Below are 19822 nucleotides of genomic sequence, written 5' to 3' on the forward strand. Positions count from 1 at the left end.
CCGGCCTGGGCGTACATCTTCTCCGGGCTGTCCTGGTCCTGGTACAGGTCCGGCAGCGTCAGCGTCCGCACCCGCACACGCCCCGCGTCCAGCGCGCCCCGCTCGGCCAGGAGGTGCAGAACCTGCGCCCCGAACCCGCCCCGCGAGCCCTCCTCCACCGTGATCAGCACCTCGTGGCGCCCCGCCAGATCCAGGATCAGCGCCTCGTCCAGGGGCTTGGCGAACCGCGCGTCCGCCACCGTCACCGGCACGCCCCGCTCCGCCAGGCTGTCGGCCGCCTTCAGCGCCTCCGCCAGCCGCGTGCCGAGCGACAGCAGCGCCACCCGCGGGTTCGCGTCCGCGCGCACGATCCGCCCCTTGCCGATCGGCAGAACCTCGCCCCGCTCCGGAAGCTCGACCCCCACCCCCTCGCCGCGCGGGTAGCGCAGCGCGCTCGGGCCCGCGTCGTGCGCGTGCTGGGTCGCCACCATGTGCACCAGCTCGGCCTCGTCGGCGGCCGCCATCACCGTCATGTTCGGCAGGCAGCACAGGTAGGCCAGGTCGAACGCGCCCGCGTGCGTCGCCCCGTCCGCGCCCACCAGTCCCGCCCGGTCCAGGCAGAACCGTACAGCTAAGTTCTGCAACGCCACGTCGTGCACGACCTGGTCGTAGGCCCGCTGCAGGAACGTCGAGTAGATCGCCACGAACGGCTTGTACCCCTCGGTCGCGAGCCCCCCCGCGAACGTCACCGCGTGCTGCTCGGCGATGCCCACATCGAAGGTCCTGTCCGGGTGCGCCTTGCCGAACAGGTCGATGCCGGTGCCCCCGGGCATCGCCGCGGTGATCGCCACCACCTTCTCGTCGGCGTCCGCGGCCTTGATCAGGCTCTCGCCGAACACCCGGGTGTAGGCCGGCGCGTTCGGCTTGGCCTTGGCCTGCACGCCTGAGACCACGTCGAACTTCACCACCCCGTGGTAGCGGTCGGCCGAGGCTTCCGCGGGGGCGTAGCCCTTGCCCTTGCGGGTGACCACGTGCAGCAGGATCGGGCCCTGCTCGGTGTCGCGCACGTTCTTGAGCACCGGCAGCAGGTGGTCGAGGTTGTGCCCGTCGACGGGGCCGACGTAGTGGAAGCCCATCTCCTCGAACATCGTGCCCCCGCCCACCACCAGCGAGCGGGCGTACTCCTCGGCGGCGGCCGCGCGCTGGTAGAGCGCCCGCGGCAGCAGCTTGCCGAGCTGCTTGGCGGTCTCGCGCAAGCTCCGGTAGGTGTCGCCGGAGGCGAGCCGGGCGAGGTAGGCCGACATGGCGCCCACAGGGGGGGCAATCGACATGTCGTTGTCGTTGAGGATGACGATCAGGCGCGAGTGCAGGGCGCCGGCGTTGTTCATGGCCTCGTAGGCCATGCCCGCCGACATCGAGCCGTCGCCGATCACCGCGATGCTGTTGCGGCGCTTGCGCGCCGGCAGGCCGTTCTGCCTGGCGGCGGCGGCGTCGAGGTCGCGGCCCACCGCCATGCCCAGCGCGGCGGAGATGGAGGTGGAGGAGTGTGCGGCGCCGAACGGGTCGTAGACGCTCTCGGAGCGCTTGGTGAAGCCGGACAGGCCGCCGCCCTGGCGGAGCGTGCGGATGCGGTCGCGGCGTCCGGTGAGGATCTTGTGGGGGTAGCACTGGTGGCCGACGTCCCAGACGATCCGGTCGTCGGGGGTGTCGAACACGTGGTGCAGCGCCACCGTCAGCTCGACCACGCCGAGCCCCGAGCCGAGATGGCCGCCGGTGATCGAGACCGCGTCGATCATCTCGGCGCGCACCGCGTCCGCCACCGCCTGGAGCTCGCTCTCCGGCAGACGCCGCAGATCCGCAGGCTCCGGGATCCGGTCGAGAAGCGCCGACTGATCAGGAGATATCGCCAAGGCTCGTATCCGCTTCGTTCCGTGTGCCGACAGCACGGCCGGCGCGCCATCCGAGCACGGCACGGGCCCCGGGCGGCGCGCGTTCGTGCTAGAACGCAGCCCGCCGCCGCTGTCACGATAGTGCCAGTTACGGACGATCGCCGGCCCAATCAATGTCGGGCGCGCGATTTTTTGATCCTCGTGCCTTTGCCGCCACATGAGGTCGCGCCGTTGAGACCCCCTCGTCTGTGCACAATCCTGCTGATCTGGACGTTCCTCGGATACGGCCAAGCCAATGCCGGTCCGCGGGAGCCGGATGGGAATCTCGACTTCCCGTGCAACTTCCTCGGCGCATGTCCGCCGCGGACGGTTCCCGGCGGTCCCGACCGGGACGTGCGGCCGTTCACCGGCAGCCTGGGGCGCCCCTGCGGGCGGCGGGAGCGGCCGACCCCCGAGGGGCCGCGGCGGGTGCGCGCGTGCTGGTGATCCGCCGCGCTCGCCTGCTCCTCGTCGGGCTCCCGCTCGCCCTCGCCGGGCCGGCGCGGGCGGCCGAGACCTGCCCCGCGCTGTTCCCGGACGGGCAGAGTCCGGCGCTGACCAACCCGAAGCTCGCGGCGCGGACCGTGCCGCTCTGCTTCGAGGCCTTCGCGGTGCTGCATTCCGGCGTGACCCGCACGCCGCTCTACGCGGCCGAGCACCTGACCCGGGACAGCGTGGCGGCGGCCCGCACGGTGGCCCGGGACGATTCCTTCCACGAGGAGGACCGCCTGCCCCCGGACGACCGCGCCTCGCTCGAGGATTACGTCCGCAGCGGCTACGACCGCGGCCACCTCGCCCCGGCGGGCGACATGCCGACGGAATCGGCGCAGGCACAATCCTTCAGCCTCGCCAACATCGTCCCGCAGGACCGCAGCCTCAACCGCGGGCTCTGGGCCGACATCGAGGAGAGCGTGCGCCGGCTCGCGACCCGGCAGGGCTCGGTCTACGTCGTCACCGGCGTGATCTTCTCCGGCGACGACGTCCAGGAGATCCGCGGCGGGGTGCTGGTGCCGACCCAGCTCTTCAAGGCGCTCTACGACCCGGCCACCGGCGAGGCCGGCGCCTACCTCGCCCGCAACGGGCCCGACAAGGACTGGCGGGCGGTGTCGATCCGGGAACTCCAGGCGCTGTCCGGCATCGACCCGTTCCCGGGATTGCCGCCCGCGGCGCGGGCGACCGCCATGACCCTGCCCGAGCCGCACGCCTTCGTCCGCGGCGAGGCCGGGCGGGCGGGCAAGGAGACTGGCAAGGAACCGGAGAGCTGGAGCGACTGGCTCGGCCGCGAACTCGCCCGCGCGGTGCGCAAGGCGCTGCGCGACCTCCTGCGCTCGATCTTCTGAAGGCACGATCTTCGTAAGGGACGCGATGGCCAAGGATCAGGATCCCGACCGGGACGGCTTCACCCCGTTCGCCGACGACGCGGCGGTGCGCAGCGTCGGCGCGCTGTCCTTCGAGAACGGGACGGAGCGGATCGCCGTGCACGGCAGCCTCGACATCACCCGCGACCGGAGCGGCCTCGCCCAGGCGCGCCTGCTCAAGCGGACGCTGGACGCGGTGGTGACGGCGCTGGAGGCCGCCGACCTGCCGGAGGCCGTGGCGGACGCGCCGGACGCGCCGCCGCGCACGGTCAGGAACCCGTTCGCCTGAGACGAGGCCCGGAGCCGTCGCCAGAAGCTGTCGCCTCGCGCCGTCGCCTTGCCGCGCTCCGGCCGGCCTGATACTCGGGCGGCACGCTTCCTGACATGCGGTTCGCGCGCAGTGCCGGCCCGACGCCGCCGGGGCACGCCGCGCGTCCCGACACGGCCGGCCTGCGGCGCGGATCCCGGTCCGCGGCGGCCCGGCAGGACGAGAGACCCCGAGCCGCCCGCCCAGACCGGAGCGGGCGCGGCTCCGACGAACAGCCGAGGACGCTCCGATGGCGCGCGAATTCATCTACCACATGCGGGGCCTGACCAAGGCCTATACCGGCGGCAAGAAGGTCCTGGATAGCGTCAACCTGTCCTTCTACCCGGACGCCAAGATCGGCGTGCTCGGCATCAACGGCTCCGGCAAGTCGACGCTGTTGAAGATCATGGCCGGGATCGACAAGGACTACACCGGCGACGGCTGGGTCGCGCAGGGCGCGCGCGTCGGCTACCTGCCGCAGGAGCCGCAGCTCGATCCGGACAAGACGGTCCGCGAGAACGTGATGGAGGGCGTGGCCGAGAAGCAGGCCATGCTCGACCGCTACAACGAGCTCGCCATGAACTACTCGGACGAGACCGCCGACGAGATGACCGAGCTCCAGGACCGGATCGAGGCGCTCGGCCTGTGGGAGCTCGACTCGAAGGTCGATCAGGCCATGGAGGCGCTGGGCTGCCCGAGCGACGAGCAGCCGGTCGCCACCCTGTCGGGCGGCGAGCGCCGCCGCATCGCGCTCTGCCGCCTGCTCCTGTGGGAGCCGGAGCTGCTGCTGCTCGACGAGCCGACCAACCACCTCGACGCCGAGACGGTGAACTGGCTCGAAGGCCACCTGCGCCAGTACCCGGGCGCGATCCTGATCGTGACCCACGACCGCTACTTCCTCGACAACGTCACCGGCTGGATCCTGGAGCTCGACCGCGCCAAGGGCATCCCCTACGAGGGCAACTACTCCTCCTGGCTGGTGCAGAAGCAGAAGCGCCTGGAGCAGGAGGGCCGCGAGGACATGGCCCGCCAGCGCTCCATCGCCCGCGAGCAGGAGTGGATCTCGGCCTCGCCCAAGGCCCGCCAGACCAAGTCGAAGGCCCGCATCACCCGCTACGAGGAGCTGGTCGCCAAGCAGCAGCAGAAGATCGACGCCACCGCGCAGATCGTCATCCCGATCTCGGAGCGGCTCGGCCAGAACGTGATCGAGTTCAAGGGCCTGTCGAAGGCCTACGGCGACCGCCTGCTGATCGAGGACCTGTCGTTCAAGCTGCCGCCGGGCGGCATCGTCGGCGTCATCGGCCCGAACGGGGCCGGCAAGACCACCCTGTTCAAGATGATCACCGGCGTCGAGACCCCCGACAGCGGCGCGATCGATGTCGGCGAGAGCGTGAAGCTCGGCTACGTCGACCAGTCGCGCGACGCCCTCGACCCGAACGCGACCGTCTGGCAGGAGATCTCCGGCGGCAACGACATCCTGTACTTCAACAAGCGCGAGATCAATTCGCGGGCCTACTGCGCGGCGTTCGCCTTCAAGGGCGGCGACCAGCAGAAGAAGGTCGGCACCCTGTCGGGCGGCGAGCGCAACCGCGTCCACCTCGCCCGCACCCTGAAGGGCGGCGGCAACGTGCTGCTGCTCGACGAGCCGACCAACGACCTCGACATGGAGACCCTGCGGGCGCTGGAGGAGGGCCTGGAGGATTACGCCGGCTGCGCCGTGATCATCAGCCACGACCGCTGGTTCCTGAATCGCATCGCCACGCACATCCTCGCCTTCGAGGGCGACAGCCACGTGGAGTGGTTCGAGGGCAACTTCTCCGACTACGAGGCCGACAAGATGCGCCGGCTCGGGGCCGACTCGATCATCCCGAAGAAGCTGAAGTACAAGCGCTTCTCCCGCTGAGGCGCGTCGGGCGCGGGCCGGCTCAGACCGCGACCCGCCCCCGCGCGTCGTCGAGGATCGCGGCGAGGCTGCGGGCCAGGGGCACCTCCGGGCGCCAGCCGGTCGCCGCCGCGAAGGCGGAGGCGTCGCAGCAGACGCTGCGCACCTCGGACGGCCGCAACCGGTCCGGCGACACCCGCACGTCGAAGGGCGCGCGGGCGAGCCCCCGCAGGGTGTCGAGCACCGCGCCGATCGGCGTCGCGACCCCCGAGCTGACGTTGTAGACGCCCCCGTCCGGCAGGTCGGCGGCGATCGCCGCGCGGCAGGCGGCGGTGACGTCGTCCGCGTCGATGAAGTCGCGGCACACGCCGAGATCCCCGACCTCGATCACCGGCGGGAAGGCGCTGCCCGCCACCGCCGACGGGACCAGCCCGGCCTCGACGCGGGCGATCTGCATCGCCAGCGAGGGCGCGGCGAAGGCGGTGCTCTGGCCGGGGCCGATGTAGTTCGACGGCCGCAGCACCGTGTGGCGGACGCGGGCGGTCGACAGGACGTCGCGCAGGATCGCCTCGCAGGCGTGCTTGGTGCGGCCGAAGATGTTGCAGGGCCGCGGCGGCACCGCCTCGTCGAGGCAGGCGCCCGCCCGCGCCGCCCCGTAGACCTCGGTCGAGCTGACGAACACGAACCGCGCCCCGCGGCAGGCGCGCCCCACCGCCTCGGCGAGGTTGAGCGAGCCGAGCAGGTCGGCCCGCCACGCGTGGGCCGGCGTGCGGCTCGATTCGGCCACCGAGGCCAGGGCGGCGAGGTGGACCACGACCGTGGGATCGAAGTCCGCCACCGTCGCCGTCAGGGCGGCCGGATCGAGCGGGTCGACGGTCCGGTGGGCGACGCCGGGCAGGGCCGGATCGCCCGCCGAGGCCGGATCGCCCGCCCCCATCGGCTCGCCCGCGATGCCGAGGATCCGCCCGCCCGCGGGCAGGCCGTCGGCCAGCCGCGCGATCAGCCGCCGCCCGAGATAGTCGCCCGCTCCGGTGACGAGGACGCGCATCGCTTCTGACCTCCGCCGACGGCCGGCACGGGCGGCCGGGATCGACCCGGCAGTCTCTATAGCGCGGCCGTGCCCAGCACGATCAACCCCGCATCGGTGCGGTGAACGCGGAACCGATCGCGGGCAAGGCGCTTGCATCTGCGGGTTGCGCCCGGAGGACGCGCCGCCGGAGGGGATGACCATGCCCGATCGTCGCTCGATCCTCCTGTCGCTCGCCGCTGCGGCGACCTTCAGCGCCCCGGCCCAGGCGCTGGGCGCGCCGGTGCGCCTGCCGCTCTGGCCGGACTGGCCCCCCGGCGGCGGCGGCCCGCACGGGCCCTTCGCCCGGGACGACAGCGGCGCGGTCAGCAACGTCGCCACGCCCGTCATCGAAGTCTTCTCCCCCTCAAAGCCCAACGGCGTGGCGATGCTGGTGCTGGGCGGGGGCGGCTACACCCGGATCGGCATCGTCAAGGAGGCGTTCCCCGCCGCCTTCTGGCTGGCGAGCGAGGGGATCACCGCCTTCGTCCTCACCTACCGCCTGCCGATGGAGGGCTGGGACGACGGCCCGATCGTGTCCCTCCAGGACGGGCAGCGCGCCGTGCGGGTGATCCGCGCCAACGCGGAGCGCTTCCGGATCGACCCGAACCGCCTCGGCGTGATGGGCTTCTCGGCGGGCGGCCACCTCGCCGGCATGATCGCCGCGCGCTCCGCCTTCCGGTCCTACCCGCGGGTCGACGCCGTGGACGAACTCTCGGCGCGGCCGGATTTTGCCAACCTGATCTACCCGGTGGTCAGCCTGCAACCGCCGTTCGACCGGACCCAGACCCGCCGCTCGCTGGTCGGCGAGAACCCGACCCCGGCCGCGAGCGAGGAATGGTCGCTCCAGACCTATATCCGCGCCGGCATGCCGAAGCTGTTCCTCGTGCAGGCGGACGACGACCGGGTGATCAGCCCGGAGAACAGCCGCGTCCTCGACGAGGCGTGCCGCGGCGCCGGAGTGCCGGTGGAGTACCACCGCTTCGCCGTGGGCGGCCACGGCTTCGGCATCGGCCGCTCGGAGGCCCCCGTGGCCCTGTGGCCGCGGCTGTGCCGCCTGTGGCTGACCAGCGTCTCGGTCCTGACCTGAGTGGGGGAGATCGAAGCCCCCGCGCGGGAGACCGTCCCGCGCGGGCCCTCGCCTGCCCCGGACGCACCCGCCCCGCCGCCCGCCGCGGGGGACGCGTCGCGCCGTCGCGACGCGCGGGTCGACGTGATCCGCGGGCTCGCCCTGCTCACGATCTTCGTGGACCACATTCCGCGCAACGCGCCGGCGCTGTTCACGCTGCACAATTTCGGCTTCTCCGACGCGGCCGAGATCTTCGTGCTCCTGGCCGGCTTCTCGTCGATGGTCGCCTACGGCGGCCTGTTCCGGCGGTCCGGGGTCGCGACCACGCTGGTCCGCATCGCCAAGCGCTGCGTGCGCATCTACCTGTTCCAGGCCTGCCTGCTGCTCGCCACACTCGTCATCGTGCGGATCTGGATGGACATCACCGGGCTGGTGCCGCGCTTCGGCGTGCGCCCGCTGCTGGAGATGGGCCTGCTGCCGGGGCTGCTGCGCGGCCTCGCGCTCAACGCCCTGCCGAACTACCTCGACATCCTGCCGCTCTACATCGTGCTGCTCGCCCTGTTTCCGCTGATCTACTACGGGATGCGGCGCGGGGTGTGGGGCGTGCTCGCCCTGTCCGGCACGATCTGGCTCGCCGCCAACGTCGACCACACGCTCAACCTGCCCAACGCCGCGGCGGTGGACGACGGCTGGTACTTCAACCCGTTCGCGTGGCAGTTCCTGTTCGTGATCGGCGCCGCCCTGGCCCTGGCGCTTCGGGCGCGCGGCGGGCTGCTGCCGCGCCACCCGCTCGTCACGGCCGCCGCCTGGGCCTACCTCGCCTTCGCGCTGGTGCAGGGCGGCTCGTGGACGGAGTGGGGCCTGCCGGACCTGCGGCCGCTGGCGATGGCCCAGCCGGAGAAGGGCCACGTCGTGCCGCTGCGCCTGCTGCACATCCTGGCGCTGACCTACCTCGTCCTCGGCTCGCCCGCCGTGATGCGCCTGTCGCAGCGTGCGTGGCTGCGGCCGCTGGACGCCTGCGGCCGGCACTCGCTGGAGATCTTCGCCGCCGGCTGCCTCGCCGCTTTGTTCGGGCGGATCCTGTACCGGACCTTCGAGCCGTTCTGGCAGCTCCAGGTCGCGGTCAATCTCGGCGGGATCGCGCTGATGCTGGGGCTGGCGCTCGCCCTCGACGCCCGGGCGCGCCGGGTCAGCCGTGGAGCGCGGTGACGGCGCAAGGCCGCCGGCGCGATCGTCGGAGCGGTGGGCGTCGCCGATCAAGCGCCGTCGGCGTCGGTGATGCAGGCGCGGTCCCGGGCGACCGGGGGCAACGAGACTGGGGGCAACGAGGAGGGGCCGGAATGCCGCCGATGCGCCGCAAGGGCGACCTGCCGGAGAAGACCTGCGCGCAGTGCGGGCGCCCGTTCGCGTGGCGGAAGAAGTGGGCCCGGGTCTGGGACGAGGTGCGCTACTGCTCCGATCGCTGCCGGGCGGAGGCGAAGCGGGGCCGCGCTGCGCCGGAGGTCGCGCGCGACCCGGGCTGAACCGGCCGCGGGCTTCAGCGCCCGGCGTGGGCGGCGAGCGCCTGCGCGGTATCGATGTCGAGGGCGGTGCCGACGTCGCCGGGGATCTCCAGCACGTCGGTCCGCCCCGCCAGAAGGGGGCCGGCGCCCCGGTCGCCCGCGAGCGCGGCGATCTCCGCCCGCAGCAGCCGCAGGTTCAGCAGCACCGGGTTGCCGCGGCGCCCGTCCTGCACCGGCACCACCGCCGCCGGCCGGGCCCCCGCCCCGGCGAACGCCTCCGCGAGACGGTCGACGTGGGCGCCCGTCACCCGGGGCATGTCGCCGAGCAGGACGATCGCGGCCGCGCAGGTCGCGGGCAGCGCGGCGACGCCCGCCCGCAGCGAGGTCGCGAGGCCGGCCGTGAAATCCGGGTTCTCGACGCAGGCGAGGTCGAGGCCGGCGAGCACCGCCCGCACCGCGCCCGCGTGGGCGCCGAGCACCGCCACCACCGGGCGCGGGCGCGCGGCGAGCGCGGCGTCCGCCGCCCAGCGCACCAGCGGGCGGCCATCGAGGCGGGCCAGCAGCTTCGGCCCGGGGCCGAACCGGGTCCCCCGCCCCGCCGCCAGGATCAGGCTCGCGACCTCAGGGCTTCCCGCCATCGCCCTCCCCGTCTTCGCCCGCGCTGGCGCCGCCGTCCCGCGGCTGCGGCCGGGAGACGATCTCCATCAGCAGGCCGCCGACCCCGAGGGCGACGATGTCGGCCCGGGCGACGGGCAGGTCGGCGAGCAGGCGGTGGAGGATCCAGTCGAAGCCGTTCTCCTTCGGCGAGCGGGCGCAGCCGGGCGCACCGATCACCGGCACCCCGCCGCGGGCGCCGAGCAGTAGCAGGTTCCCCGGATCGACCGGCATGCCGAGATGGTCGACCCGGCCCCCTGCCGCCATGAGTCCCGCGGGGATCACGTCGCGCCGGTCGGCGATGGCCGAGGCGCCGAACACCACCGCGAGGTCGGCCCCGGCCCCGTCGATCGCCCCGGCCAGCGCCTCCGCCACGGCCCCGGCCGCGTGCGGCACCCGGGTCTCGGCGACGATGGCCGCCCCGGTCGGGGCGAGCCGGTCGGCCAGCGCCCGCAAGGTCTTGTCGATCGTCGCCTCCTTGAGGCTCGGCAGCCGGGTCGAGACCACCGCCACCCGGGCCCGCCGGTACGGCGCGACCCGCAGCGCGGCGGCGGCCCCGGCGGCGCAGGCCCGGTCGAGCACCGCGCCGGGCACGGCGTAGGGGATGATCTTGACGGTCGCGACCATCTCGCCGGCCACCACCGGCTTGAACGGCGGCAGGGTCGCGAGCGTCACCGCCTCGTCGACCGCGTTGACGGTGTCGACCGCCTCCCGCGCGATCACCAGCACGCCGGCTCGCGCGGCGAACAGGTTGCAGCGGCCGGTGAACGGCGCCTCCGCCCGCAGGTTCGGACCGGCGACCCGCGCCGCGAGGCGGGCGGCGGCCGCGTCCTCGCCGACATCCCCCGGCTCCAGGGCCGCCGCGACGATGGCATCGACGCCCGCGGCCGCGAGCCGCGCGGCGACCTCGGCGGGGATCGTCGCGCCCTTGCGCAGCGTCTCGCCGCCGCTGCGGACGGTGTGGGCACTGATCAGGCCGGCGGCCTCGCCGACCGGAACCGGGCCGAACCTCACGCGGCCTCCGGGCAGGGCGCGCGGCGCAGGGCCGCGACGATCTCCCCGAGGACGGAGAGCGCGATCTCGGCGGGGCTCACCGCCCCGATCGCCAGCCCGATCGGCGCCCGGATGCGGGCGGTCTCGGAGTCGGAGAAGCCCGCCTCGGCCAGCCGCGCGAGGCGGGCGGCGTGGGTCTTCCGCGAGCCGAGGGCGCCGACGTAGAAGCACCCGGCCCTGAGCGCCGACCGAAGGGCCGGGTCGTCGATCTTCGGGTCGTGCGTGAGCGCAGCGAGCGCGCAGTAGCGGTCGAGGGCCGGCACCGCGCCGCCCAGAGCCGCGTCCGGCCATTCCGGCACCAGCGCGACGCCGGGGAAGCGCTCCGGGGTCGCGAAGGCGGTGCGCGGGTCGATCACGGTCAGCGCGAGGTCGAGGGCGGCGGCCATCGGCGCCATCGCCTGCGAGATGTGGACCGCGCCGATCACCACGAGCCGCACCGGCGGCACCTGCACCGTCAGGAATTTCTTGTGACCGTCCACCTCGATCAGGCCGCTCCTGCCCGAGGCGAGGTGCCGCGACAGGATCTCGGCCAGCGGATCGGCCGCGACCGCGTCCTCCGTCACGAGGCGCTGGCCGCCGTCCGCGATGTCGGTGACGAGGATCGCCGCCCGGCGCGCGGCGCGCTCGGCGTTGAGCCGGGCCAGGGTCTCGGCGCGCATTACTCCACCCGCTCGACGAACACGCGGATGCGGCCGCCGCAGGAGAGGCCGGCCCGCCACGCGGTCTCGTCGGCCACGCCGAATTCCAGCACCCGGGGGGCGCCGGCCTCGATCACCTCGATCGCCTCGGTGATCACCGCCCCCTCGACGCAGCCGCCGGAGACCGAGCCCAGGAAGTTGCCCTCCCCGTCGACGACGAGGTGGCTGCCCACCGGGCGGGGCGCCGAGCCCCAGGTCTCGATCACGGTGGCGAGCGCCACGGCCCGCCCGTTCCGCCGCCACGATTCGGCGGCGGCGAGGATGTCGCTGTCGGTGCTGAGCATGGTCCGGGAAGACCTTCACATCGCGGGCGCCCCCCGCTCCGGGTGAGGTATGGCTCCCGCGCCGCGGCGCAAGGCGGCGCACTCAGCGGGGCAGCCGGACCAGCCGCGGCCGCCAGATGCCGAGCACGACGTTGGCGGTGGCGATCGCGAGCAGCACCCACAGGGTGCCCCGCTCGGCCCCCAGCGAACGCGCGAGGGTCCCGGGGTCGAGGCTGCCGGCGAGCGCCCGGGCGCTGCGCTCCGCCTCCTGCTGCATCGGCCCGAGCACGTTCACGAACCCGGCCTCGAACACCAGCACGCCGGTGGCGGCCTTGAGCCACGCCCAGCCGGCGTTGAGGTAGGCGCGGGTGAGGGCGATCGACAGCAGGCCGGCGATCAGCGTCAGCGCCAGCGACGGGAAGAAGATCCACGTGGCGATCGTCCCCATCGCGCCGCGCACCAGCGCGTAGCCGGCGAGCGAGGCCGTCGGCGCGGGCGCGGCGGCCAGCAGCACGAGCAGGCACGCCATCGCGCCCATCAGCCCGATCGCGCCCATCGTGTGCAGAAATTTGAGGAGGCGCCGCACCCCGTCAGCCCGCCCGTCCCACCCGGTCCGGGCCGAGGCTAGCGCAAGCCCGGGGGGCGGGATAGCCGGACGCGTCGGTGCGGAACGCCGCGCCGGTCACCGCCTCGATCGATCGTCTTGGCCCGTCGGGCCGTGGGTGCGATAAGGGGCGGACCCCGCAACCCACCATAGCCCATGCGCCCCGCGAACCGTGGACAGTGGCCGGCGGCGCCCGGCACGCCGGAGGCCGCGCGGTGAACGCCGAGGATCCGGCGCTGGCCCGCGCGCTCCGGCCGGCCCGCGCGCTCTCGGCGCCGCGACGGGCGTGGAAGCGCCTCGCCCGGGCGATCGGCGACGCCCTGCCCAAGGGCCTCTACGCCCGCTCGCTGATCATCATCATCGCCCCCGTGGTGCTGCTCCAGTCGGTGATCGCCTACACCTTCATGGAGCGGCACTGGCAGCTCGTGACCAAGCGCCTGTCGGCGGCGGTCACCGCCGACGTCGCCGCGCTCATCGACATCTACGAGAGCTACCCGCAGGACCGGGACGCCGAGACCCTGTCGCGCATCGCCGGGGAGCGGCTGAACCTCGACCTCGACATCCTGAAGGGGGCGTCGATCCCGCCCGCGGGCCCGCGGCCGTTCTTCTCGATCCTCGACGAGGCGCTCTCCGACGAATTGAAGCGCCAGATCGGCCGGCCGTTCTGGATCGATACGGTCGGGCGCTCGAACCTGATCGAGATCCGCGTGGCGATCCCCGACGGGGTGATGCGCATCACGGCCCGGCGCAACCAGGCCTACGCGTCGAACTCGCACATCTTCCTCGTGTGGATGATCGGCTCGTCGCTGGTGCTGCTCGGGGTCGCGATCCTGTTCCTGCGCAACCAGATCAAGCCGATCCTGCGGCTCGCCGCGGTGGCCGAGGGGTTCGGCAAGGGCCGCGAGATCGAGTTCCGCCCCCGCGGCGCCCGGGAGGTGCGGCAGGCCGGCCACGCCTTCATCGAGATGAAGCGGCGCATCGAGCGGGCGATGGAGCAGCGCACGACGATGCTGAACGGCGTCAGCCACGACCTGCGCACCATCCTCACCCGCTTCCGCCTGTCGCTCGCCCTGGTCGAGCCGTCGAGCGAGATCGACGACCTCGCCCGCGACGTGGACGAGATGAGCCGGATGCTGGAGGGCTACCTAGCCTTCGCCCGCGGCGATTCGGCCGAGCCCGCGGTCGCCACCGACATGCGCGCGCTCCTGGAGGACCTGCGCACCGACGTCGAGCGGCTCGGCGCGCACGTGAGCGCGGTGGAGCTGACCGGCAACCCCGAGGCGACGGTGCGGCCGGACGCGTTCCGGCGCTGCCTGTTCAACCTCGCCGCCAACGCCGCCCGCTACGGCCGGACGGTGGCGATCTCCGGCCGGCTGGAGGCGCGGGCCTTCCTCGTCTCGGTGGACGACGACGGCCCCGGGATCCCGCCCGAGAGCCGGGAGGAGGTGTTCAAGCCGTTCGTGCGGCTCGACGACGCGCGGCAGGATGCGGGCGGCTCCGGCCTCGGGCTCGCCATCGCCCGGGACATCGCCCGGGCGCACGGCGGCGACATCACCCTGCACGACAGCCCGCTCGGGGGCCTGCGCGCCACGGTGCGCGTCCCGGCCTGACCCGGCCGGCGCGGCGCCCGAAAAATCCCGGGCCGGCGGGGGGTCCCAACCTGGGCCGGGCGATGCTATGCACGCGCGTCGTTTCACTGGCGCGGACGCAGCGCGCCCGATCCGAGTGCCCCGCATGAACCCGCTCGTTCCCCTGTTCATCCTGATCAGCCTGCCGCTCGCGGCCATCGGCCTCGTGCTGGCGACCGACCAGGGCATCGAGCCGGCGCTGTTCTACGCCTCGGTGAAGACCTTCGTGATCCTCGCGGTCGTCGCGGTCGGCATGTCGTTCGCCGCGCTCAAGCTCGCCGAGCGCTCCAAGCCGTAAGCCCGGTCGGGCGAAGCCCAAGCTCGCGGAGGCCGTGATGCTCCACGTCGTTCCGGCCTTCTCGCGCATCGGCGAGGAGAACGCCTTCGCGGTGCTGGCCCGCGCGCAGGCTCTGGCCGCGCAGGGGCGCGACATCATCAACCTCGGCATCGGCCAGCCCGACATGCCGACCCCGCCGCACGTGGTCGAGGCCGGGATCAAGGCCCTGCGCGACGGCCACCACGGCTACACGCCGGCCACCGGCATCCCGCCGCTGCGCGAGGCGGTGGCCCGCGACATCCGGCGCCGCCACGGCGTGGAGGTCTCGCCCGAATCGGTGATGATCGTGCCCGGCGGCAAGGTCACCATGTTCATGGCGATCCTGATGTTCGGCGAGCCGGGCGCCGAGATCCTCTATCCCGACCCCGGCTTCCCGATCTACCGCTCGATGATCGAGTATACCGGCGCCACCCCCGTGCCGGTGCCGATCCGCGAGGAGAACGGCTTCGCCTTCTCGGCCGCCGAGACCCTGGCGCTGATCACGCCGCGGACCCGCCTGCTGATCGTCAACTCGCCCGCCAACCCGACCGGTGGCGTGACGCCGAAGGCCGAGATCGACGCGCTGGTCGCGGGGCTCGCCGCGCACCCGGACGTGGCGGTGCTGTCGGACGAGATCTACGGCACCATGACCTACGACGGCGAGACCCACCACTCGCTGCTGAGCTACGAGGCGATCCGCGACCGGCTGATCTACCTCGACGGCGCGTCGAAGACCTACGCGATGACCGGCTGGCGGCTGGGCTGGTCGGTCTGGCCGAAGCCGCTCTACGACAACGCCCGCAAGCTCGCGGTCAACGCCCATTCCTGCGTCAACGCGGCGACCCAGTGGGCCGGGATCGCGGCGCTCGACGGCCCGCAGGATTGCGTGGCCGAGATGGTCGCCGAGTTCGACCGCCGGCGCGCGATCGTGGTCGCGGGCCTGAACGCCCTGCCGGGCGTGTCCTGCATCGCCCCGAAGGGCGCGTTCTACGCCTTCCCGAACGTCTCCCGGACCGGCTGGAAGGCCAAGGCGCTCGCCTCGACGCTCCTGGAGGAGGCCGGCGTCGCGACGATCGGCGGCCCGGATTTCGGGGTGCACGGCGAGGGTTTTCTGCGATTGTCCTACGCCAACTCGGCCGAGAACATCCGGCGCGCGCTGGAGCGGATGCAGGGCTTCCTGAGCGAGCGGAAGCCGGGCTGAGCCCCCGGCTCCGTCGGGGCCGGTCCGGGTCAGCCTACAGGATCCAGCGGAAGGCCCGCCGCAACTCGTCGGTCCCGTTCGCCTCGTAGCAGCGCCCGTGGGCCAGGACGATCCGCTCCGGCGCCCAGGCGAGCATGCGCTGCACCGCCGCGCGGACGGCGCGCCGGTGCCCGATGAAGCTCAGTTGCATGTCGATCGGCGCCTTCCCGTCCGGATCGGCCGCACCCGCGAGGCGCATCAGCCAGCGCAGCACCGGGCTGCGCACGCGCCGCGGCTCGAAGTTCTCGATGAGGTCGGTGAGGATGAGGGTCCTGCTGGCGCGGTGGAGGAAATCGACCTCCGTCAGCAGGCGGCCCGGCACGACGCACTGGTCGAAGGCACCCTCCCAGGCCGCCGGCGGCGCGTCGCCGAGGCTCTCGTCGAGGACCAGGGGGCGCTTGGCCCGGCGGGCGAGGCCGGGCGCGCCGTAGCTGCGCGCGTCCGGAAAGCGTTCCTGCCATTCGGGCAGGAACCAGTAGTGCAGGGTGTTGGGGGCGACGAGGTGCCGGACCGGTCCGAGCCCGGACAGGGCGGCGGCGAGCCCATCGCTCCACGCGATCGGCGAGTGGATCCAGAGCGCGCCGCTCGGCAGGCGCACGACGGTCATCCGCGTCGGGAACGGCAGCGTGAGCCCGAGATAGTCCATGCCGATCTCGGGCCCGTCGACGATCCAGACCGCCTCCGCGAAGGCCTTGGGCGCGTGGAGCGGTTCGTAGGGTCGATAGGCGTTCGTCGTCATGGCCGGGCGCGGCCTCTTTAAGCGTATCGTCCTAAATATCGGATCCAGGACGATACGCTAGCCCTCTGTCTTCGCATCGTCCTTTCCGAAAGCCGGTGACCACCTTTCGGGACGATGCTCTCGCGGTGGAGCCGGGACGAGCGGGCGGCCTGCGACCGCCGTCAGGAGCGCGCCGGCACCCGCTTGTCGAGCCAGCCCGCCAGCCACTCGGCGATGTCGAGGCTGTTCTTGTCCTGCATCAGCATGTGCGAGTTGCCGTGGATGCCGATCTCCGGCAGCAGGATCAGCTCGGCCTTGCCACCGGCCGCGTTGGCCGCCGCCACGAAGGCGCGGCAGAGCGCGAGCCGCGGCGCCCAGCGCGGCGACTGGTCGACGTAGTCGCCGAACAGCACGAGGATCGGCAGGCCCTTGTAGGGCGCGAGGTCGTCCTTGGCCGGATCCGGACAGGCGGCCGGCTCGACCGCCACGATGGCGCGCACGCCGCTCCGGTCGAGGGCGGCGGTCTGGAACGGGTAGATGCCCGACTGCGAGTGCGAGACCAGCACCGCGCCCTTCAGCCGCTTGGCGAGTTCGGACAGGGCCGGCACGGTCGGGTTCGGGGTCGGCAGGGTGGCGGACCAGTCGGCCACCATCTGCTTCCAGAACTCGCCCTGCGCCTCCAGCGGGAACTGCATGCCGGGAAAGACCTTCGGGTATTCCGGGCCGAACCGGAAGATCGCCCAGGCCGGTTCCTGGCCGGCGGAGAAGACCGGCGGCAGGGTGTCGGCGCCCGCCCTGCCGAGCTTGACCGCGTTGATCGGGCTCGGGTTCACCGCCGAGCGGCCGCGCCCCGCCTGATCGATCACGTAGGTCGGGAAGCCCCGGCGGACGAAGAACTCGTCCCAGCCCATCCGCCCGTCCGGCGTCGTCTCCCAGGTCTTGCCGGTGAGGCAGCAGCCGTGGACCAGCACCAGCGGCGCGCGGACCGGCGCCACCGGGATCTGGTAGCGGACGTAGACCTGATCGACGGTGATCGTGCCGGACGGCGCGTAGGCCGGCAGGGTCGACAGGGTCTCGGAGGCGACGTTGCGTCCCCCGACGAAGAAGCTGCCCTGCGATGCGACCGTGAGCGGCCCGGGCCCGGCGTCGGCGGCAGCGGCGGCGCCCGAGGCGAGCCCGCCGCCCGCGGCCAGGAGCCCGGCGGCCAGCGCGCGGGCCACCGTCCGCGGTCGTGACGTGTCGGACATCGCCTTCCCCCTGAACCGCCCCGGCGCGGCGCGCCCCAAGCCGTAGCGCATTTCGACGCCGGTCGGCGAGGGGTTCGCGGCGGTGTCACGGGTTCAGGCCGACAGGGCGCGCTCCACGCGGTCGGCGGCCTCGGGGGGCACGTCCAGCGCCTCGGCGAGCATGCGCAGGAACTGGCGCTCCTGCAGGGTGTCGATGTCGATAGCCAGCCGGGCGGCCGCGTAGATCCGGGCCGCCGCGTCCGGGTCGTCCACCGCGTCGGCGATCTCGTCGATCTCGGCGGGGCTCGCCAGCTCCCGCTCCAGCCACGCCCGCCCGTCGCGGTCGAGGCCCGCCTCCGTCACCGCCGCGTCGAGGCGCGCCCGCTCGGCCGCGTCCACCACCCCGTCGGCGACGGTGGCGGCCACCATCGCCCGCAGCATCAGCCGCGCCTCGTCCTCGTTCACCGCCGCGAAGTCGGGGCCGCCGCGCTCGGGCGGCTCCGTGCCGCGCAGGGCGCGGTAGGCGAGGCCGCCGATCAGCGCGAGTCCGCCGAGCGCCGCGCCCGCCGCGAGCCCGCCCCGCCGCGCGCGCACCAGCGCGTCGACCATCCCTCTCGTATCGGCCATCCGTCCCTCGCGTCCCGTCCGAGACGGGAACACGCGGAAGGGGCGGCGGTTTCAGGCCGCTCCGATTTCGGGCCTGCCCGTCCTCAGGCGTCCTCGGCGTCGCCCTCGTCGATGTCGACCAGGAAGACGATGTCGGCCTCCTCCTCGTCGCTCGCGTCGGCGTCGGCGTAGCGGGGGTCGTCGGTGAAGTCGCCCTCGCCGTCGTCCTCGGCGAGTGCGTCCTCGAAGATCTCGCTCTCGTCCTCGCTGGCGGCGCGCACCACGAGATCGGAGCTGCCGTTCCACAGCGGCTTGCCCGCACTGGTCATGGTGCGGATGTCGTCCTTGAAGCCGTCGCAGGTGAACAGGTCCCGGGCGGTCGCCTCGTCGCTGTTGATGACCGCGATGGCCGTGCCGTCGATCTCGAGGGTGAACATGGCGGTCTCCGGGGTCGCGCCGCGGCAGGGGCGGCGCCGGGCGGAGCTGTAGTCGCTCGGCCCCCGGCCGCCAAGCGGCGCCGGGGCGCGCCGGATCAGACCCCGGCGCCCCGGGAGATCGCCCGCTTGACCACCGCCTGGACCTCCGGGTTCGACAGGAACAGGTCGTGGTTGATCAGGCCGCCGCCGTAGTCGGAAGCGTCGGCCACCCGCACCCCCAGCGCTTCGAGCCGCGCACGGTCGGCCGCGCCCGCCCGGGTGCCCCCGGCGATGGCCGCCGAGAGTTCCAGGGCCCGGTCGTTGGTGGAGGAGATGACGGTGATCTTGGCCACGTCCGGCCCGAGCCGGGCGACGCCGTTGGAGAACAGGTCGAAATCGATGTCGGGGGCGGCCAGCACCACCGCGCCGATGCGCGACATCGCCGCCTCGCCGGCTTCCGCCCGCAGCATGCGCAGGGTCTCCAGGGTCAGCAGCGTGCCCATCGAGTGGGCGACGAGGTTGATGCGGCCGCCGCTGGGGCTCGCCGCCAGCGCCTTCAGCAGGTCCTCGAAGGCGTCGCGCGACCACAGCGCGCTCTCGCGGTCGTAGCCGTAATCGAGGGTGGCCGCCGCCGAGGGCCACGTGAACAGGCCCGACACGCCGCGGAAGCGGATGCCGTCCGAGAGCCGCGCGGCGCTCACCGCAGCCGATTCGAACGATTCGCGGTAGCCGTGGACGTAGATCAGCACGTCGCGCCCGAACGCCGCCTGGGTGAAGGCCTCCGCCGCGCCCGGCCCGGATTCGACCTGCGGGACGGCGCCGATCCTCCAGTCGCCGGTGATGACGGCGGACACCTTGCCGAGCAGCGACCGGTCGGGGGGCGAGAGCCGCACCTCGGCGAAGCTCAGGCCCCGCCCGCGCTCCGCGTTGAAGTACGGCGGCCGCGGCGGGTTGCCCACCGGCCTGCGCGTGGTGGCCACCAGCAGCACCGGCATCACGTCGAGGGCGGACTGCCTCTCGGGCAGCGCCGAGCCGCCGATCTCGTCGGTGACGCAGGCCGAGAGCGCGGGCGCGAGGCTGGCCGCGGCGGCGGCGCCGAGAAGGGAGCGGCGGGTGACGGTCTGACGCGGCATGATCCGGATACGCGCGGCGGACCCCGTGCCGCCCCCGGTCGCGACTGGTGGCGCAGGATCGTGACCATCGCGGGGCGTCGAGCCGCCGGCCGCGCCTGTGGACAGCGGGGTCTCGGCGGCCTGTACCCCGGCGGCAACAGCCAGGGGGCGGGGAATTGTCTCGGGACGGGGCCCCG

21 protein-coding genes are annotated in these 19822 nt (G+C 73.5%); 9 read left to right on the forward strand and 12 right to left on the reverse strand.

Annotated elements, in window-relative coordinates; genetic code table 11:
- A partial coding sequence (gene dxs / locus Q8W71_RS28235) for a 1-deoxy-D-xylulose-5-phosphate synthase (protein ID WP_305528727.1) occupies positions 1-1889 on the reverse strand: 1889 nt, incomplete at its 3' end.
- A 458-nt stretch (positions 1890-2347) separates the two neighbouring features.
- On the opposite strand from dxs, the gene Q8W71_RS28240 reads away from it, so the two are divergent.
- The 3 genes from Q8W71_RS28240 (at position 2348) to ettA (ending at position 5475) form a co-directional block, all read left to right on the forward strand.
- Positions 2348-3247, forward strand: a complete 900-nt coding sequence (locus tag Q8W71_RS28240; RefSeq protein ID WP_370875563.1) for a DNA/RNA non-specific endonuclease — start codon at positions 2348-2350, stop codon at positions 3245-3247.
- Positions 3248-3272: 25 nt separating this feature from the next.
- Positions 3273-3554: a hypothetical protein gene (locus tag Q8W71_RS28245; RefSeq protein ID WP_305528728.1), complete on the forward strand. Its 282-nt coding sequence runs from the start codon at positions 3273-3275 to the stop codon at positions 3552-3554.
- 268 nt (positions 3555-3822) lie between these two features.
- The gene (ettA, locus tag Q8W71_RS28250; RefSeq protein ID WP_305528729.1) at positions 3823-5475 is read left to right on the forward strand and encodes an energy-dependent translational throttle protein EttA; all 1653 of its coding nucleotides are present in this window, start codon (positions 3823-3825) and stop codon (positions 5473-5475) included.
- Between the two features lie 22 nt (positions 5476-5497).
- On the opposite strand, the gene Q8W71_RS28255 is transcribed toward ettA, so the two are convergent.
- Positions 5498-6502, reverse strand: a complete 1005-nt coding sequence (locus Q8W71_RS28255; RefSeq protein WP_305528730.1) for an NAD-dependent epimerase/dehydratase family protein — start codon at positions 6500-6502, stop codon at positions 5498-5500.
- A 181-nt stretch (positions 6503-6683) separates the two neighbouring features.
- Here Q8W71_RS28255 and Q8W71_RS28260 point away from each other — a divergent pair, with 181 nt between their 5' ends.
- The 3 genes from Q8W71_RS28260 to Q8W71_RS28270 all read left to right on the forward strand — a co-directional run bounded on the left by Q8W71_RS28260 (position 6684) and on the right by Q8W71_RS28270 (position 9112).
- The gene (locus Q8W71_RS28260; RefSeq protein ID WP_305528731.1) at positions 6684-7610 is read left to right on the forward strand and encodes an alpha/beta hydrolase; all 927 of its coding nucleotides are present in this window, start codon (positions 6684-6686) and stop codon (positions 7608-7610) included.
- Positions 7611-8798 (forward strand): OpgC family protein, encoded by a 1188-nt coding sequence (locus tag Q8W71_RS28265; RefSeq protein ID WP_305528732.1) that lies wholly within the window; start codon positions 7611-7613, stop codon positions 8796-8798. It abuts the gene before it with no gap.
- Between the two features lie 131 nt (positions 8799-8929).
- The gene (locus Q8W71_RS28270; RefSeq protein ID WP_305528733.1) at positions 8930-9112 is read left to right on the forward strand and encodes a DUF2256 domain-containing protein; all 183 of its coding nucleotides are present in this window, start codon (positions 8930-8932) and stop codon (positions 9110-9112) included.
- A gap of 14 nt (positions 9113-9126) precedes the next feature.
- On the opposite strand, the gene Q8W71_RS28275 is transcribed toward Q8W71_RS28270, so the two are convergent.
- The 5 genes from Q8W71_RS28275 to Q8W71_RS28295 form a co-directional block, all read right to left on the reverse strand.
- A complete protein-coding gene (locus Q8W71_RS28275; protein ID WP_305528734.1) occupies positions 9127-9729 on the reverse strand; it encodes a nucleotidyltransferase family protein in 603 nt (200 codons plus the stop codon).
- Positions 9713-10759, reverse strand: coding sequence for a molybdopterin-binding protein (locus tag Q8W71_RS28280; RefSeq protein ID WP_305528735.1), 1047 nt, complete (start codon positions 10757-10759; stop codon positions 9713-9715). Before Q8W71_RS28280 ends, Q8W71_RS28275 begins: the two co-directional genes overlap by 17 nt.
- Positions 10756-11457: an XdhC family protein gene (locus Q8W71_RS28285; protein ID WP_305528736.1), complete on the reverse strand. Its 702-nt coding sequence runs from the start codon at positions 11455-11457 to the stop codon at positions 10756-10758. Before Q8W71_RS28285 ends, Q8W71_RS28280 begins: the two co-directional genes overlap by 4 nt.
- Positions 11457-11780 (reverse strand): XdhC family protein, encoded by a 324-nt coding sequence (locus tag Q8W71_RS28290; protein WP_305528737.1) that lies wholly within the window; start codon positions 11778-11780, stop codon positions 11457-11459. The genes Q8W71_RS28285 and Q8W71_RS28290 overlap by 1 nt, the downstream gene beginning before the upstream one ends.
- 82 nt (positions 11781-11862) lie before the next feature.
- Entirely contained in the window at positions 11863-12345 is a 483-nt protein-coding gene (locus Q8W71_RS28295) for a hypothetical protein (protein ID WP_305528738.1), read from the reverse strand.
- A gap of 233 nt (positions 12346-12578) precedes the next feature.
- Here Q8W71_RS28295 and Q8W71_RS28300 point away from each other — a divergent pair, with 233 nt between their 5' ends.
- From Q8W71_RS28300 to Q8W71_RS28310, 3 genes are all read left to right on the forward strand, one after another.
- The gene (locus tag Q8W71_RS28300; protein ID WP_370875562.1) at positions 12579-13973 is read left to right on the forward strand and encodes an ATP-binding protein; all 1395 of its coding nucleotides are present in this window, start codon (positions 12579-12581) and stop codon (positions 13971-13973) included.
- A gap of 124 nt (positions 13974-14097) precedes the next feature.
- Positions 14098-14289, forward strand: coding sequence for a hypothetical protein (locus Q8W71_RS28305; protein ID WP_305528739.1), 192 nt, complete (start codon positions 14098-14100; stop codon positions 14287-14289).
- 37 nt (positions 14290-14326) lie between these two features.
- Positions 14327-15508 (forward strand): pyridoxal phosphate-dependent aminotransferase, encoded by a 1182-nt coding sequence (locus tag Q8W71_RS28310; protein ID WP_305528740.1) that lies wholly within the window; start codon positions 14327-14329, stop codon positions 15506-15508.
- A 34-nt stretch (positions 15509-15542) separates the two neighbouring features.
- Here the strand turns inward: Q8W71_RS28310 and Q8W71_RS28315 are convergent, their stop codons facing one another.
- The 5 genes from Q8W71_RS28315 to Q8W71_RS28335 form a co-directional block, all read right to left on the reverse strand.
- Positions 15543-16286 carry a DUF4336 domain-containing protein gene (locus tag Q8W71_RS28315; RefSeq protein WP_305528741.1) on the reverse strand — a complete coding sequence of 248 codons (744 nt, stop codon included), beginning with the start codon at positions 16284-16286 and terminating at the stop codon, positions 15543-15545.
- 161 nt (positions 16287-16447) lie between these two features.
- Positions 16448-17512 (reverse strand): alpha/beta hydrolase family protein, encoded by a 1065-nt coding sequence (locus Q8W71_RS28320; protein WP_305528742.1) that lies wholly within the window; start codon positions 17510-17512, stop codon positions 16448-16450.
- 93 nt (positions 17513-17605) lie between these two features.
- Positions 17606-18118, reverse strand: a complete 513-nt coding sequence (locus Q8W71_RS28325; protein ID WP_305528743.1) for a DUF533 domain-containing protein — start codon at positions 18116-18118, stop codon at positions 17606-17608.
- An 83-nt stretch (positions 18119-18201) separates the two neighbouring features.
- Complete coding sequence (locus tag Q8W71_RS28330; RefSeq protein ID WP_305528744.1) at positions 18202-18534, reverse strand: hypothetical protein; 333 nt, start codon at positions 18532-18534, stop codon at positions 18202-18204.
- Between the two features lie 95 nt (positions 18535-18629).
- On the reverse strand, positions 18630-19646 hold the full coding sequence (locus Q8W71_RS28335; protein WP_305528745.1) for an alpha/beta hydrolase: 1017 nt from the start codon (positions 19644-19646) through the stop codon (positions 18630-18632).
- Positions 19647-19822 lie beyond the last annotated feature (176 nt).

This window comes from Methylobacterium amylolyticum (assembly GCF_030700245.1).
In the GTDB taxonomy this organism is placed as follows: domain Bacteria; phylum Pseudomonadota; class Alphaproteobacteria; order Rhizobiales; family Beijerinckiaceae; genus Methylobacterium.